Genomic DNA, 14563 nt, shown 5'->3' with positions numbered 1-14563 from the left:
CAAAGGGGGAAGGGCATGTTCGGCCGCGTCATCGTTCTGCTGATCGCGATTGCATCGGGCACCGTGACCTCGCAAGTCCCTGAGTTCGCGCAGCAATACCGGCAGCGGCTGGGCGGCGCGATCGACGCGCTGGCCGAGGTCGTGGCCGACTTCCGCCGCGACGCGGAAGCCGAGAACCTCACTCCCGAATCCGCCATCGCGCGGTTGAAGCTGAGCGATGACGCCTTCGCGCGCCGCCGGGGCGTCAGCATGGAGCGCGCCAGCGACCGGCTGGAGTCGCTGATTGACCAGATGAAGGCCATGCAGAATGCGGGGCCGATCCAACGCATCGCCGTCTTCGCGAGGCACGCGGACGGCGAGTTGATGCGCAGGACGGCGGCGGATTTCGAGCCCGGCGTGCCGGTGACCGGCGAGGGCGCGATCAGCGCCGGATTGGGCGTGTTGGCCGGCCTGATCGTGAGTTGGATGACGATGGCGGGTGGCCGCCGCGTCCGGAAACGCATTCGCCGCAAACGGGCCGGTGACCACGCCCGCGACGCGTGAGCGCTATCCGCCCTGCCAGGTCTTGATGGCCTCGAGCGGGTAGAGCAGCATGATCACGTTGAGCGCCAGATTGTCACGGATCACCCACAGCGCCAGAAGCTCGAAGGTGATGGCGACCAGAACCGTCAGCCAGACCGGCATGCGCCAGGCGAACCAGAAGCCGGTCAGCATCCAGACGATGTCGAAGACCGAGTTCAGAACGCTGTCGCCCGTGTAGCCGATGGCAATGGTGGCTTCGCGATAGCGGTCGATGATCCAGGGGCTGTTCTCGACAATCTCCCAGGCGGCCTCGATGGCGATCGCGCCCAGCGCACGTTCGCCGACCGGGCGGGAGCGGATCAAGAACCACAGTAGCCAGTAGAACAGAAATCCGTGGATGATGTGCGAAAGCGTGTACCAGTCCGCGATGTGCTGCGACGATCCCGAGACGTCGGAAGCCGGAGTCCACAGGCGCACGAAGCCGCACTCGCAGATGGGGATGCGGCCCATGGCCAGCAGAATGAGCGCGGTCGCGGCAATGAGGCCGATGCCCGTTGTCCATGTCATGCGTCGTGTCACGGGTCTCTCCCTCGGGTCTGAGCCGCTCGGTGTTCGGCAGGAGCCGACTGCGTCAGACGTCTGTGTCACAATCCGGCGCGCGGGCCAATGCCAATCGTGCGGCAAAAATGCTATTCCGGATTCTCGCTTTCGTTCGCCCGCCACCTTGGCGCATAGAACCCCTGCCGGTCTCTGCATACCGGCGCCCCGTTCAGCGCATTCGGAGAAACTCATGGACACGATCGTTTCCAACCGCGGCATGGTGGTTGCCCCGCATATGGAGGCATCGAAGGCGGGCGCCGAGATTCTTGAAAATGGCGGCACGGCCGTGGACGCGATGATCGCAGCCGCCGCGACGATCGCGGCGGTCTATCCGCACATGAACGCCATCGGCGGCGACGGCTTCTGGCTGATTGCCGAGCCGGGCAAGGACCCGTGGTACATCGAGGCCTGCGGACCCGCCGGCGCCAGGGCGACGATTGAGAACTACCGCAAATGGGAATGCGAGACGGTGCCGACGCGCGGACCCCTGGCCGCCGTCACCGTGCCCGGCACCATCGGCGGCTGGCACAAGGCGCATGAGATCGCAAGCGCGCTCGGCGGCGGCCTGCCGTTGCGCGACCTGCTGGGGAATGCCGTCGGCCATGCCAAGCAGGGCATTTCGGTGACCCGCAGCCAGGCGCAGCTCACCCGCGACAAGCTCGCCGAGCTTCAGGACCAGCCCGGGTTCGCCGATGTCTATCTGGTGGACGGTATGCCACCCGAGATCGGCGCGACGCTCAGGCAGGAGCGGCTGGCCGATACGCTGGATCAGTTGGCCCACGCGGGTCTGAGAGATTTCTACCGCGGCGACATCGCGGCGACGCTGGCCGAGGATCTGGAAGCCATCGGCTCGCCCGTGACGCGTCAGGACCTGCGACGCTATGAGGCGCGGCTGCGCAAGCCGCTGGCCGCAACGCTGTCCAAGGGACGCATCTTCAATTCGCGTCCGCCGACGCAAGGGCTGGCATCGCTGATCATCCTGGCGCTCTACGACCGGCTGAAGGTGGCACGGGGCGAGAGTTTCGAGCATATCCACGGGCTGATCGAGGCGACCAAGCGCGCCTTCATCGTGCGCGACCGGGTGGTGACCGATCACGATCATCTGGACGAGCGCCCGGAAGACTTTCTCACCGGCGAATGGCTGGATCGCGAGCTGGGCGAGATCAACATGAAGCGCGCCGCCCCCTGGCCGCATGTGGCCAAGGATGGCGATACCATCTGGATGGGCGCGATCGACAGGAAGGGCGTGGCGGTCTCCTTCATCCAGTCGATCTACTGGGAGTTCGGATCGGGCTGCATCTCGCCGCGCACCGGCATTCTGATGCAGAACCGGGGCGCCAGCTTTTCGCTGGACAAGAGTGCGCTCAATCCGCTTGAGCCGGGACGCCGGCCGTTTCACACGCTCAATCCGGCGATGGCGCGGCTGGATGACGGCCGCACGGTGGTCTATGGCACTATGGGCGGCGAAGGGCAGCCGCAGACCCAGGCGGCGATCTTTTCGCGCCATGTACTGCACGGGATGCCGGTGGGCGAGGCGATCGACGCGCCCCGCTGGCTGCTCGGGCGCACCTGGGGCGACGACACCACGGCGCTCAGGCTGGAGAACCGCTTCGACCCGGACCTGGTGCGGGCGCTGGAGCGTGCCGGCCACCAGGTGGTGGTCATGGACGAGCCCTATTCCGACATCATGGGCCACGCCGGCATGATCGTGCGCAACGTCAAGGGCGGGCTCGAGGGCGCCCACGACCCCCGCGCCGACGGCGGCGCGGCCGTGGGCTGAGGCGTCAGGCGCCGACGAAGCGCAGCAGCGCGGTGAAGTCGTGGTTGTCGGCGGCGCGGAGAGCGGCGATGTAGCGCCGCCGCCGCTCGCTGTCGTTCTGCAGGTCTTCGCCCGCCGCCCAGTCGATGCGCGGCTGACGGAAATGATCCTCGAGCAGGAGGTCCGCCGCGATGCGGGCGTGCCGTCCGTTGCCGTTGGCGAAGAGGTGGATCTGAACCAGCCGGTGGTGAAAGCGCGCGGCGGCTTCAAGCGGTGAATAGACGGTGCTGTTCACCCAGAAGCGGGCGTCGTCGAGCAGCATATGCACCTGAACGGGAATTTGCCGGGGGTCGATACCGATGTTGCTTTCGGACTGCCGGTAGCTGCCTGCCCAGGTCCAGACTTCGCCGAACAACCGTTTGTGCAAGAGACGCACGAAGGGCTCGGAGAGAATGTCGCCTCCGCGCCGCCGGGCAAGCCACCGCAATCCATCCGCGACGTTGGCCTGTTCCAGTTCATTGAGTTCGGCGCGGATCGTGACGTGGGGAAACCGCAGGCCGGCGGCATCGTCCGGATCAAGCGGCGTCGCTCCGTCCGGATCGCCAGCCATCAGTCCCGGTCCCAGAAATCCGCGGGGTGCCGGTCCGTCATCTGCGCGGCGATCCGCTCGATTTCTCCACTGGCGTGTTCGGGCGGTAGGGCCTGATCCTCCAGTGCCATGTGCACATGGGCTCGCCGCAACAGGGCTTTGGCCTTGTCGTGCGCCTGGCGTGTGACGAGATCGTCCACCGTCGTCTCCGGAACGATGGCGTAGACGAAACGGCCGCCCAGCGCCTCCGCCATCTTGCGCATCTGATTGAGGGTGATCGCGCCGTCAGGCTCGTTGCGTTCCGCCTGATAGACCGCCGCCTTGGTCACGCCCGCGCGGCGCGCCAGTTGCGGACCCGACATACGCAAGGCCTTGCGGAAGGCCGCAATCCAGCCCTCGCGCGGCGGGGAGAGTTGCGCGGTCTGCCGGGCTGCGCGGTCCAGCATACGGGCATATTGCCGAGCGGCTGCTTGCTTGACGCTTGTGTCCATGGCGCATGCACCTTTGTTGGATATGGTTTGATAGCCTCATGAGCGAGTAAAGTCAATTATCTGATATTCTATTTAGATGAAATTGGACATTAATTGATAGTCTACATGAGGCGCCGGCTCGAGATTGGCCCTTCGGGGCCCGTTTCCTCGATCCAGCGAGGATCGCGGTTCCGGGAATCTCGGGCATAGGTGTCTGGCCGCGTGGATGCAGGCGTGTTGCCGTGCGGAAATTGTTTTCCATGGGCGAACGATGGCTGTAAAAACGCTGACATCGTTCAACGTATGGAGACAATCATGGATGCGGTGACCCGGATGCGCTGTTTTATCCAGGTGGTGGACTCGGAAGGGTTTTCCGCCGCAGCGCGGGCCATGGGGCGGTCCAAGGCGCTGGTCTCCAAATATATCAGCGAGCTGGAGGACGAGCTTGGCGTGCGGCTTCTCAACCGCACGACGCGGCAGATCTCGACGACGGAAGCCGGGCTGGCCTACTATCGCGAAGCGTCCGACATCCTGCAGCGGATAGACGATCTGCAGTCGCTGCTGCGCGACACCCACCAGCAGGCGCGCGGGCAGTTGCGCGTGTCGGGTCCGCGCGCGCTGGGGGACCGGGATCTGGCCCGCGCGATCATGGAATTCATGGCGCAGAACCCCGACATCTCGCTGGACCTGAGACTTGAGGACCGCTTTGTCGACATGGTCGAGGAAGGGTTCGACGTGGCGATCCGGCTGACGGAACTGGCCGATTCAAGTCTGATTGCGCGCAAGCTGGCGCCGTTCCATCTGGCCACGGTGGCCACGCCGAAGGTGATCGCGGAACACGGCCGCCCGATGACGCCGGGCGATCTCGCGGGCGTTCCCTTCATCATCGACACCAACTACCGCTTCCGCAACAATCTGGATTATTTCGTCGACGGTGAGCGCAAGAGCATTTCGGTGCGCGGCCGGGTGGAGGTCAACAGCGCGGAAGCGGCGCGGGAGGCGGCGCTGGCGGACCTCGGCTTCGTGCGTACCCCGCTGTTCATGATCCGCAAGGATCTGGCGGACGGCCGGCTTGTGGCCGTTCTGGAGGAACACGAGAACCAGGCGACGGGCATCTACGCCGTCTATCCGCACAGAAAGCATCTCTCGGGCAAGGTGCGCGCCTTCGTTGACTTTCTGGTGCAGTGGTTCGACCGTGAACGCAAGCGCGGACTGGACTGCTAAGGCGAGGCGGCCGCGATGTTGCTTGACGCCTGCTCATGCTGGCCGCGGGGCGGCGTTCAGGCGCTCCTCGGCCAATGAATCCGCGACCGCCTGGGTGGGCCGGTTCTCGGCATCCGCGCGGCGGAAGATCGCCGTCAGCGTGTCGCCGATGGCCAGCACCGCCTTGCGGACAATCGTGTCATCCTCATCCGGCTTTCCAAGCGCGATCGAGATCACGCCGCCGGCGTTGATCGCGTAGTCCGGTGCATAGAGAATACCGGCCTCGCGCAGCGCCGCGCCGTCGGCCTCTCCGGCGAGCTGGTTGTTGGCGGCGCCCGCAATGATGCCGGCGCGGAGTTCGGGAATGGTGCGCGCGTTGAGGCCGGCGCCGAGCGCACAGGGGCAGAAGACATCGGCGGGAGCCTTGTGCGCGTCGCGCGGATCGGTGACCCTGGCGCCGAATTCCGCGACCGCGCGCGCAACCGCCACGCCATCGATATCGGCGACGATCAGCCGGGCGCCGGCGTCGTGCAGCAGCCGGGCGACGCCGAAGCCCACGTTGCCCAGGCCCTGGACGCAGACGGAGAGGCCGGCGAGATCATCGTCGCCGCGCCGGTGCGCCACCGCGGCCTTCAGGCCTGTGAAGACACCCAGCGCGGTATAGGGTGAGGGATCGCCCAGGCCGGTGGCCTTGGTGCCCAGGGCATGCGGGGTGATCGAGGAGACGATTTCCATATCAGCACTGTTGATGCCGACGTCTTCCGCCGTGATGTAGCGGCCGCCGAGACTCTCGACGTGATGGCCGAAGGCGCGCAGCAGTTCGGGCGTCTTGTCGTGTTTAGGATCGGCGATGATCACCGATTTGCCGCCACCGAGATCCAGCCCTGCCAGCGCGTTCTTGTAGGTCATGCCGCGCGACAGGCGCAAAGCATCCGTCAGCGCCTCGTGCGGCGATGCGTAGGGCCACATGCGGCAGCCGCCGGCCGCGGGCCAAGGCGCGTGTCGTGCAAGGCGATGATGGCGGTCAGGCCGCTCGCCGCGTCATGCGCGAAGAGGATTTGTTCGTGACCGCGGAATTCCGGATGGTCGAAAACACACGTTGGCGCCAGGGGCGCGGCGCAGATATTCATGATGATCGCTCCTCCTTGTGCAGGGCGATGACAGGTCCAAGCTTGATCAGAAGAATGCATCTATTGTGGCGCAAAAATCGGTCTATTTCGGCCGCCATTCCACGTATGCGACTCTAGAATTTTCCTGGATTGGCGGTTTCTCCGGAAAAGTATCCCTACGGGTGCGATCCGGCAGATGGCCGCGTTGCCGCGGGCGGCATGCGAGCGCGCCTGTTCCTGCCGCCGGCGCGTCTGGCAAGGCCCGGGAAGGGGCGGCTCGGCGCGCGGCCGCAATTCACGGAGATCAAACATCTATTTGCGTTGTGAACATGTTTTCCACAGGTGCCGAAGCGTTTGATTCGACTTTTCAAGTAATCATCCTAAGATATGTTTATCCGCGATGAGTGGTTTCCCCGCCCTTGCCTGGGTGGATCAGGTAACCTTCAATTGCGGCCCGCATCCGGATGTATTCGCTGGTCCTCCAGTGCAATGCCCGGAAAGGCGTGCGGGATCGTGCTTTACGGATGCGCACCGTGGAGTGCGAGCCGGTGTGAACGGCGGCTATCCGTTCTCGGGATGCATCGGCGAGGCCGCAAGCCCGTTTCGGTTCTCAGCTGTCCTGTCGAGGTGGCACCATTTCGGCGGAATTGCATGACGGACAGGACGTGCCCGGCGCAACCTTTGCATCGGAACCGGATGTTTTCCGTGCGTGTTGCCTGCATGGCTGATCGGATGCACGAATGGTTTGCCGCGTCAGCGGCGGCTCATCGGGGCGGACGGATGCGCGGGCCGGCAAGACGAGCGGCGGATGTCCGAGTTCGCGATCAGACCGGCGTGGGCCGGCGGATCGTCAAGGTGTGATTGACACGGGCGCGCCTGCCCGAAGCGACGGATCTCGTGAGGGTCATACTTCACCCGTTTCCGTCTTTCGCAAGGCGCGTTATCGGAAATCACGCCCACGACGATGCGGTACGCCCGCAACAGCCCGGCTGATACAGGGAGGCGCTGGTGAGTTTCCTCACCGGCGTCTTTCTGCGTTTGGGGGCTTCTGTGGAGCAGTTCGGCCCGCCTTTTTGAAGTAGTGCCTTCCATGGTGACCTTTTCTCGAAAAGTCTGTCTGTGACGCGCGGTGCCGCAAGCGGGATCGCACCGGTGTGTTCTGTGTTGGGCGCGCCTTGGAGTGTTTCTGCCGATGGGGCAAGCCGGCCATTCAACGCGCTGCGTTCAACACAGAGTTGGGCGGGCGGCAGCCACTCACCGTGCAGCGAACGAAGGGTCGAGGGGGCCATGAGCATCGCAATAGCTGAGAGGTGTCTTCCAGCTCTACGCTGCATTGCCGCTTCGAGCTGTTCACGATCATTCGCGACGACGAACAGAACCGCAGGCTGTCAATCGGCGTCCAAACGCGACCCTGTCAACCCTTGCGTGCCAGCAGGATCATGCCGACCAGTACTGCCAACAGCACCATCGACAGCGCAATGGCAATGCGCGTGGCCTTCACGGCCCGATCCTTTTCCAACCATGTCGTCGGCTTGATGCCTTGTACCCAAAACGTCGTCACACCTGCCAGGTTCACACAAATCAAGTTCACCAAAAACAGCGAGAAGGCGCCCGTGGCCAAGGTGGGATGTCCGCCGCCGAGCAGCAGACCGGACGTCACCAGCGGCGGTAACAACGCCACCGCGACCATGACGCCGATCAAGGCAGCCGATACCCCTGTCGTGAACGCCAACGCGCCCGCGCAGCCCGACGCCAGCGCCAGCACGATGTCGCCAAGACCCACTCGCGTGCGCGACGCCAATTCGGACAATGTTGAGTCCACGTTCAGCAGCATGCCGATGAGCACGGATAGCGCCAACGCTGCAGCAACCCCCGCCAGCGCCGTCAGGAGCCCGTGCCGAAGCAGCGACACATCGCCCAGCGTGATGCCAAGCGACAACGCCACGATTGGTCCCAGCAGAGGCGCAATCACCATGGCCCCGATGATGACCGCCACGCTGTCGTGATTCAGGCCAATGGCCGCCACCACTGTGGACAGCGCCACCATCGCCAAATAGACCCGCGTCAGTTGCGCGCCGTTCTTGATGTCCTCGTATAACTCCTCGCGGCCGATCCGCTCGGATGTCTTTTCCTCGGGCGCTGATTGCTCGGGCGCAGCAGGCGTTTCCGGTTCCGCGTCGGCGCGTGGCAATGTGGCTTCGACCGGCAGCATCACCACCCGGTTGCCCTCCTCGCCGGTGTAGCGTTTCTCCAACAAATCCAGCACCGTCTCGCTCTGCTCCGCATCCAGCAGGATGCGCACCAGCACTTCCCCGTCCGCCAACCGGATCTGTCGGTGTTCGATCACCATGCAATTCTCAAGAAGCTCGCGGACGTCGCCGCTATCCTTTTCCTGCAACACCAATTCGAGCAAGCGCAGCGCCATCGAGTCTCATCCTTTCGATGCGCAGCCGGGCCTGGCCGTCATTATATTTCCATCCGCTTCAGCAGTTCCCACACCGGCAACCCCGTTAGACCGCCGACAACCCCGCTCAGATAGCCCGGCATGTCGGTGTTGAAGAACCAGTGCCACAAGAAGCCGGCGACGAGACTCGTCACCAGCATGGTCGCGACCGTAATCAGCAATCGCTGCCAGCGGCATGTTGTCGCTCCCCGTCGCGATCGCCGCGGGAATGCCCATGGTCAGGCTTGCGGACGACGAAATGGTTCTCGGTATGCTGACAAAGACGACTTGTTCGACATCAATCCGTCAGATCAGATCCGCCCAAGCAGTACGAGGACCACGAGGATGATCAGGATGATGCCGATGACACCGACGCCGCCATGACCGAAGCCATAACCATAGCCGCCGAAGCGACCACTGAAGCCGCCAAGCAAGAAAATGACAAGGATGATAATGAGGATGGTTCCGAGTGACACAATCTATCTCCTACCATTGTATCTGATTGAAATATCAGGCCTCTTTGCATTCCGGCTGCGAGGCTCCCGCTGGGCATTTCCGGATGTGGAGGTATCGACGCCGTCATCCGGGAAAGCCGTATTACTTGGTCTCGACTGAAATCCCGCCTTTGCCGACGTTTATCTCGATGCTGCTCGTCTTCTGGCGCTCCTGGTAAAAATAATATCCCAAGACCAAGGTGGCGACAGCGAGCGCGCCGATAGCGAGGTAGAGAACGTTGCGATTCATATTTGGACAGTTCCCATTTCGGTTCGCATACACGAGCATTCCTCAGACGAAACTGCCATACGTCCGGCCAGTATCCCGCCCTCGTTCGGCTGTTTCGGTGCAGAAATTCGATGCACTGCTTTTCAATTCTTGATATTATTTAGATGATCCGCGGCAAATTCCATTGATTGAAATCAAGCCCAACTATCAGATGACGTTTTGACGTCAGGAGCCGATATCTGGCATCAAACGACGCAACGGCGGCTACGGGCCGATAACCTGCGTCCCATATACTTTCGCTTCTGGCGCGATGCGGTCGGGCATTCACCGCGTATTATTGTTGCTCATGTGCGGTTGGCGGGCCGTTTCAGGCCGGCGACGACTCCGCCGGGCAGATGCCGGATCGTGCGACGGGCTTTGTCGCAGGGGCGCGGCATAAGTCGCATTGAAATGGCGATCGCGCAAAAGACGGCGAGTGGCATCGCGACCGGTTTCGACCATGACCGCGCCGATTCCGAGCGGCACACGAAGGGCGGTGCGGCGAAGGGGCGTAGTCCGTGCGCTTCGCCTCGGCCACGCTTTCGCCGTCTTCGCGCGGCACGGGTGGACGCTGCCGACAATTCGGTTGCGCCATGCCACGGTGTTGGCGATCTTGAGGCCATGAAGCCCTTGCCCACGTTTTTCTCTCGAATGGCCGTCGTGGCCAGCCTGCTTTTCGCAATCGGTTCGCCCGCCTGGGCGCATCCGCATGTGTTCGTGGAGGCGCGCTCGGAAATTGTCTTCAACGACAAGGTCGAGGTGGTCGCGGTGCGCCATATCTGGCGTTTTGACGCGGCGTTCACATCCTTTGCGATCCAGGGGCTGGACACCGACGGCGACGGCAAGCTGTCCCAAGACGAGCTTGCGCCGCTGGCCAAGATCAACATGGAGTCGCTGAAGGACTACGAGTTCTTCACGTATCTCGACGTGGGTGCGGCGCAGGCCAAGTTTTCCGAGCCCGAGGAATACTGGCTCGATTTCTCCGACGGCCGTCTGACGCTGTTCTACACGTTGCCGCTCGAAAAGCCGCTGGCGGCATCAAAGCAGCGCAGCGAACTCGCGGTCTTCGACCCTGAGTATTTCATCGCGTTCGAGATGACTGAGACCGATCCCTTCGTGCTCGTCGATGCGGCCGCGGGCTGCAAGCTGGAGACCGCGCGCGCCGAGGCGCCGGATCCCGCGACCGCGGCGATGCTGGCGCAGATCCCGCAGGACGTACGCGAGTTGCCCAAGGAATTCCAGGCGGTGACGGAAACCCTGTCCAACAATGCCGTGGTGAGATGTCCGTGACGCCTCATGACTTTCGTGTGGCCGTGGCTGGCGTCGTCGTGCTGGCATTGGCTATTATTGTCTGTGCAGCCGATCCGGCAGTCGCGGCGCGCTCGCCGCTTGGCGTGGGCTTGCCCGATGCCTCTTCGTCCATGGGCGCAGGCGGGCCGCTGGCCGGGTTCTTCGCCTACGTGGCGGCCAAGCAGGCGGCGTTTTACCGGGAGCTGACGGCGACGCTGGCGCTGCTCAAGACCGATGGCCGCGCGTTCTGGCTGCTCGGTGGTCTGTCGTTCGCCTATGGCGTGTTCCATGCCGCGGGTCCCGGGCACGGCAAGGCGGTGATCTCGTCCTACATTCTGGCCAGCGAAGAGACGGTGAAAAAGGCCGTGGTGCTGTCGTTCGCCGCCGCCATGGCGCAGGGCGTCACCGCCGTCGTGCTGATCGGCATCGCCGCCATCATCCTCAACATGACCTCGATCGCCATCACCAGGACCACCGAGATTTTCGAGATCGGCTCCTACGCGATGATCACCGCACTGGGCGCTTGGCTGGTGTGGGGCAAGGTGTTGCGGCCGATATGGGCGCGTGCGTCCGTTTTGCAGTTCGTGCCCGCCGCGGCCGGTCATGCGCACGGGCATGATCACGTTCACGCTAACGGGCATAATCATGAGCATGCGCATGATCACGGGCCTGGAGAGGTCTGCTCGAGCTGCGGCCATTCCCATGCGCCGGACCCAACGATGCTGCAGGGCGAGATGACGCTGGCCAAGGCGTGGTCGGTTGTTCTTGCGGTGGGCTTGCGGCCGTGCTCCGGCGCGCTGATCGTGCTGGTATTCGCGCTTTCGCAAGGCCTGCTCGCCGCCGGCATCGCCGCGACCTTCGCCATGGCGCTGGGCACCGGACTGACGGTCGCGGCCCTTGCCAGTCTCGCCGTGGGCGCCAAGGGGCTGGCGATGCGGTTCGCCGGCGAGGGCAGCGGGCTCGCGGTCACCGTCCACCGGACGATCGAGATCCTCGGCGCGGTGGTCGTGCTGCTGCTGGGGCTGATCCTGCTGATCGCGGCGCTGGGCTGGGACTAACCCCGCTTCTCCGCGCCGAGTTCGATCGGTTGTCCGTGCGGGGTGGCCTTGGCGGCACGGTCCCAGGCGTTGCGGCGATCCTCAAGGGTGGCGGGGTCGCTGACGCCCTTGGCCGTGACGATGGTTTCCAGCGCCTTCAGCCAGTGCAGATAGTAGGTGTTGCCGGCGTCGGGATCGCCGCCGGCTTGCGCGTGCGCGATGGTCGCGGACAGGGTCTCGGCCCACTCGCTCCAGGTGAAGACGCCCTGCTCGTGCAGGCGTAGCGCCATAGCGAAGGCCTTGGCCTGCCAGGGTTCGGCGAACACCGGGCCATCCGCGTCGCGCGGGATCGATGGGATCGCTTCGAGGGCGGTGCGGTCAAGTACGTTCAAGATAGGGCTCCCACAAATCGAGGCGCAGGCTGAGGCCGGGATCGCTGTCCGGACCCCAGATGTCTGTGCCCTTGAAGGCGACCGAATAGAGCCATTGGGGATTCTCGCCCAGGCCATGGGCGTTGGTGTCGGGAAAGACATGCGCGCCGTGCACGCGCTCAATGACGCCGGGGGCGCCGCGCGCGTAGCGCGGCAGACGGGTGTGGCCGACCGGATGCATGATCCTGGTGCGGACCGCGTCGCCGGGGCCAAACAGCGCCTCCCTGTCCACCGGACGATCCGCCGGACCGCCCTTGGCGAGCGTGGCCGCGACGTCCTCGGCTTTGAGGATTCGAGACAGTTCGCGCGGAGGCGTCAGCGCCTTGCCCGCGTCGAGCTCCTCAGGTGACACCAGATCGCGTTCGGCCAGCAGTTTTTCCATCCCCGCGAGCCAGATCTCGTAGTAGCTCTTCGACAGATAGTCGGCTGGCGGGATGCTTTCGCGCGCATGGCGCGAGGCGTCGATGTTCCATTGGCCTGTGGCGCCCATGGCAAGCGTCAGCGCCAGAACGCGCCGCTCCCAGGCGGCGTGAAACAGCGGCTCATCCGCTTCGGGCGCCACGGGTCCGAACCCCATCTGGCCGCCCATGTCCTGCGCGCCGTTCATGACGGATCTCCCGCAGCGGCGAGCTCGTTGGGCGATGTCGCCAAGGTCGTTCCGATCATGCTGTCGCGGTTGACCAGGGCGGCGAGCCGCTCCTCGTTCCATCCCTCGGTGCCTTCGGGCCGCATGGGAATCACCAGATAGCGCACCTCGGCGGTTGAATCCCAAACCCGGATGCCGGTCGTCTCCGGCAGAGTGGTGCCGAATTCGGCGAGAACGCCGCGCGGATCGCGCACGACCCGCGAGCGGTAGGGCGCGGATTTGTACCACACCGGCGGCAGACCCAGCACCGGCCACGGGTAGCAGGAGCACAGGGTGCAGACGACCACGTTGTGCAGCTGCGGGGTGTTTTCCAGGGCCACCATGTGTTCGCCCTGCCGGCCGATATAACCGAGCGAATGAATCGCCGCCGTCGCATCCCTGAGCAGCCAGTCGCGGAACGCCGGGTCGCTCCACGCCTTGGCCACCACATGCGCGCCGTTGCGCGGGCCGACGCGGGTCTCGTAGGTCTCGATCAACGCGTCGAGCGCGGCCGGATCGACATAGCCCTTCTCGACCAGAATCGATTCCAGCGCGCGTACCCGCAACTCCGTCTCAGAGAGCTCCGAATGATCGTGATCATGGGAGTGCCCGTGCGCGTGGTGGTGATTCTCGTGATCGTTGTGTTGGTGATCGCTCATGTCGGCTCTCTCGAGTGCTCGTCGATCCCGCAGTTGTGATCGATCGGAGGCTGTGCGCACACCGTCAGGCGCGGCATCTTGTTTGTGAAAATACGCTAGCGGAGGCTGGCCGCGAGAACAATCCGTCTTGCCTTGGCCGCGGGGGCGGGCGGGTGTTCATGCGATAGCGACACGGGAGACTGTCATGCCGATTTCTCAGGACGTAATCAATCTTTACGACCGGTTCACCCATGGCACGATGAGCCGGCGGGCGTTCATGGACCGGCTGAGCCGGATCGCCGGCAGCACTGCAGCAGCGGCAGCTTTGCTGCCGCTGCTGCAGAACGACTACGCGCGCGCGGCGATGGTGGCCGAAGATGACGCGCGGCTCGACATCGGCACGCTGGAATACGAGGCCGAAGGAGTCACCGTTTCCGGCTATCTGGCGCGACCGAAGGGCGACGGGAAACTGCCGGCCATCGTCGTCATTCACGAGAACCGAGGGCTCAATCCGCATATGAAGGACGTGGCGCGGCGGCTGGCGGTTGAGGGCTTTCTCGTTCTGGCCCCCGATATCCTGTCGCCGCTGGGCGGCACGCCGGAGGATTCGGACAAGGCGCGCGACATGATCCGGGCGTTGGACGGGGAAGCCGCCACGGCGCAACTCGCCGCGGCCGTGCCGGCGCTCGAAGACCATCCGCAGAGCACGGGCAAGGTGGGCGCTGTGGGTTTCTGTTGGGGCGGCGGCATGGTGAACCAGCTCGCGGTTCGCGTGCCCGAACTGGATGCGGGTGTCGCCTATTACGGCCGCCAGCCCGATGCCTCGCAGGTGGCGTGGATCAACGCGCCGCTGCTGCTGCATTACGCCGGGCTTGACGAGCGCATCAACGCCGGCATCGCGGACTACGAGGCGGCGCTGAAAGCCGAGGGCAAGCAGGCGACGATCCACGTCTACGAGGGTGTGAACCATGCCTTCAACAACGACACCAACGCCGCGCGCTACGACAAGGCCGCCGCCGATCTCGCCTGGCAACGCACGGTGGCGTTCTTCAAGGAGACCCTCACCTGACGCAAGCGGCCAGGCC

The 14563-nt window shown here is 64.4% G+C and carries 17 protein-coding genes; 6 read left to right on the top strand and 11 right to left on the bottom strand.

What is annotated here, in order from left to right:
- Positions 1 to 15: 15 nt before the first annotated feature.
- Positions 16 to 543, top strand: a complete 528-nt coding sequence (locus tag D1F64_RS20200) for a DUF2937 family protein (RefSeq protein WP_117413890.1) — start codon at positions 16 to 18, stop codon at positions 541 to 543.
- A gap of 3 nt (positions 544 to 546) precedes the next feature.
- Here the strand turns inward: D1F64_RS20200 and D1F64_RS20195 are convergent, their stop codons facing one another.
- Positions 547 to 1089 carry a DUF2585 domain-containing protein gene (locus tag D1F64_RS20195; RefSeq protein ID WP_117413889.1) on the bottom strand — a complete coding sequence of 181 codons (543 nt, stop codon included), beginning with the start codon at positions 1087 to 1089 and terminating at the stop codon, positions 547 to 549.
- A 223-nt stretch (positions 1090 to 1312) separates the two neighbouring features.
- Here D1F64_RS20195 and D1F64_RS20190 point away from each other — a divergent pair, with 223 nt between their 5' ends.
- Positions 1313 to 2902, top strand: a complete 1590-nt coding sequence (locus tag D1F64_RS20190; RefSeq protein WP_117413888.1) for a gamma-glutamyltransferase — start codon at positions 1313 to 1315, stop codon at positions 2900 to 2902.
- A gap of 4 nt (positions 2903 to 2906) precedes the next feature.
- Here D1F64_RS20190 and D1F64_RS20185 read toward each other — a convergent pair whose 3' ends face one another.
- Together D1F64_RS20185 and D1F64_RS20180 are read right to left on the bottom strand one after the other, a co-directional pair.
- Complete coding sequence (locus D1F64_RS20185; protein WP_117413887.1) at positions 2907 to 3491, bottom strand: mobile mystery protein B; 585 nt, start codon at positions 3489 to 3491, stop codon at positions 2907 to 2909.
- The gene (locus D1F64_RS20180) at positions 3491 to 3961 is read right to left on the bottom strand and encodes a mobile mystery protein A (RefSeq protein ID WP_117413886.1); all 471 of its coding nucleotides are present in this window, start codon (positions 3959 to 3961) and stop codon (positions 3491 to 3493) included. Before D1F64_RS20180 ends, D1F64_RS20185 begins: the two co-directional genes overlap by 1 nt.
- Positions 3962 to 4255: 294 nt before the next feature.
- Between D1F64_RS20180 and D1F64_RS20175 the strand changes: the two genes are divergently transcribed.
- Positions 4256 to 5164: a LysR family transcriptional regulator gene (locus D1F64_RS20175; protein WP_117414741.1), complete on the top strand. Its 909-nt coding sequence runs from the start codon at positions 4256 to 4258 to the stop codon at positions 5162 to 5164.
- A 33-nt stretch (positions 5165 to 5197) separates the two neighbouring features.
- Here D1F64_RS20175 and D1F64_RS20170 read toward each other — a convergent pair whose 3' ends face one another.
- From D1F64_RS20170 to D1F64_RS23600, 5 genes are all read right to left on the bottom strand, one after another.
- Positions 5198 to 6112, bottom strand: coding sequence for a Glu/Leu/Phe/Val dehydrogenase dimerization domain-containing protein (locus D1F64_RS20170; protein ID WP_346432270.1), 915 nt, complete (start codon positions 6110 to 6112; stop codon positions 5198 to 5200).
- A gap of 1554 nt (positions 6113 to 7666) precedes the next feature.
- Entirely contained in the window at positions 7667 to 8677 is a 1011-nt protein-coding gene (locus tag D1F64_RS20165; protein WP_162901676.1) for a TIGR00341 family protein, read from the bottom strand.
- Positions 8678 to 8718: 41 nt separating this feature from the next.
- Positions 8719 to 8877 carry a hypothetical protein gene (locus D1F64_RS23605; RefSeq protein WP_162901203.1) on the bottom strand — a complete coding sequence of 53 codons (159 nt, stop codon included), beginning with the start codon at positions 8875 to 8877 and terminating at the stop codon, positions 8719 to 8721.
- A 129-nt stretch (positions 8878 to 9006) separates the two neighbouring features.
- A complete protein-coding gene (locus D1F64_RS20160; protein WP_117413885.1) occupies positions 9007 to 9171 on the bottom strand; it encodes a DUF3309 family protein in 165 nt (54 codons plus the stop codon).
- 121 nt (positions 9172 to 9292) lie between these two features.
- Positions 9293 to 9439 (bottom strand): hypothetical protein, encoded by a 147-nt coding sequence (locus D1F64_RS23600; RefSeq protein ID WP_162901675.1) that lies wholly within the window; start codon positions 9437 to 9439, stop codon positions 9293 to 9295.
- A gap of 198 nt (positions 9440 to 9637) precedes the next feature.
- Between D1F64_RS23600 and D1F64_RS20155 the strand changes: the two genes are divergently transcribed.
- Positions 9638 to 10747, top strand: coding sequence for a DUF1007 family protein (locus tag D1F64_RS20155; RefSeq protein WP_162901674.1), 1110 nt, complete (start codon positions 9638 to 9640; stop codon positions 10745 to 10747).
- Positions 10744 to 11805, top strand: a complete 1062-nt coding sequence (locus tag D1F64_RS20150) for a nickel/cobalt transporter (RefSeq protein WP_248304524.1) — start codon at positions 10744 to 10746, stop codon at positions 11803 to 11805. The genes D1F64_RS20155 and D1F64_RS20150 overlap by 4 nt, the downstream gene beginning before the upstream one ends.
- Here D1F64_RS20150 and D1F64_RS20145 read toward each other — a convergent pair.
- The 3 genes from D1F64_RS20145 to nthA are packed head-to-tail and all read right to left on the bottom strand — an operon-like array spanning position 11802 to position 13499.
- Entirely contained in the window at positions 11802 to 12176 is a 375-nt protein-coding gene (locus tag D1F64_RS20145; RefSeq protein WP_205470554.1) for a nitrile hydratase accessory protein, read from the bottom strand. The genes D1F64_RS20150 and D1F64_RS20145 overlap by 4 nt on opposite strands.
- On the bottom strand, positions 12163 to 12822 hold the full coding sequence (nthB, locus tag D1F64_RS20140) for a nitrile hydratase subunit beta (RefSeq protein WP_117413882.1): 660 nt from the start codon (positions 12820 to 12822) through the stop codon (positions 12163 to 12165). Before nthB ends, D1F64_RS20145 begins: the two co-directional genes overlap by 14 nt.
- On the bottom strand, positions 12819 to 13499 hold the full coding sequence (gene nthA, locus D1F64_RS20135; protein ID WP_117413881.1) for a nitrile hydratase subunit alpha: 681 nt from the start codon (positions 13497 to 13499) through the stop codon (positions 12819 to 12821). The genes nthB and nthA overlap by 4 nt, the downstream gene beginning before the upstream one ends.
- A 184-nt stretch (positions 13500 to 13683) precedes the next feature.
- On the opposite strand from nthA, the gene D1F64_RS20130 reads away from it, so the two are divergent.
- The gene (locus D1F64_RS20130; RefSeq protein ID WP_117413880.1) at positions 13684 to 14547 is read left to right on the top strand and encodes a dienelactone hydrolase family protein; all 864 of its coding nucleotides are present in this window, start codon (positions 13684 to 13686) and stop codon (positions 14545 to 14547) included.
- Positions 14548 to 14563 lie beyond the last annotated feature (16 nt).

The organism is Breoghania sp. L-A4 (genome assembly GCF_003432385.1).
GTDB lineage: Bacteria > Pseudomonadota > Alphaproteobacteria > Rhizobiales > Stappiaceae > Breoghania.
Note: the sequence above shows the minus strand (reverse complement) of the source record. Positions and strands in the feature narration are given on the sequence as shown.

Bases quoted from the DNA above. Each gene is read 5' to 3' on its own strand.
- nthA (WP_117413881.1), bottom strand. From the start codon at position 13,499: ATGAGCGATCACCAACACAACGATCACGAGAATCACCACCACGCGCAC.
- D1F64_RS20190 (WP_117413888.1), top strand. From the start codon at position 1,313: ATGGACACGATCGTTTCCAACCGCGGCATGGTGGTTGCCCCGCATATG.
- D1F64_RS20195 (WP_117413889.1), bottom strand. From the start codon at position 1,089: ATGACATGGACAACGGGCATCGGCCTCATTGCCGCGACCGCGCTCATT.
- D1F64_RS20170 (WP_346432270.1), bottom strand. From the start codon at position 6,112: ATGTGGCCCTACGCATCGCCGCACGAGGCGCTGACGGATGCTTTGCGC.
- D1F64_RS20200 (WP_117413890.1), top strand. From the start codon at position 16: ATGTTCGGCCGCGTCATCGTTCTGCTGATCGCGATTGCATCGGGCACC.
- D1F64_RS20130 (WP_117413880.1), top strand. From the start codon at position 13,684: ATGCCGATTTCTCAGGACGTAATCAATCTTTACGACCGGTTCACCCAT.
- D1F64_RS23600 (WP_162901675.1), bottom strand. From the start codon at position 9,439: ATGAATCGCAACGTTCTCTACCTCGCTATCGGCGCGCTCGCTGTCGCC.
- D1F64_RS20175 (WP_117414741.1), top strand. From the start codon at position 4,256: ATGGATGCGGTGACCCGGATGCGCTGTTTTATCCAGGTGGTGGACTCG.
- D1F64_RS20185 (WP_117413887.1), bottom strand. From the start codon at position 3,491: ATGGCTGGCGATCCGGACGGAGCGACGCCGCTTGATCCGGACGATGCC.
- D1F64_RS20180 (WP_117413886.1), bottom strand. From the start codon at position 3,961: ATGGACACAAGCGTCAAGCAAGCAGCCGCTCGGCAATATGCCCGTATG.
- nthB (WP_117413882.1), bottom strand. From the start codon at position 12,822: ATGAACGGCGCGCAGGACATGGGCGGCCAGATGGGGTTCGGACCCGTG.
- D1F64_RS20165 (WP_162901676.1), bottom strand. From the start codon at position 8,677: ATGGCGCTGCGCTTGCTCGAATTGGTGTTGCAGGAAAAGGATAGCGGC.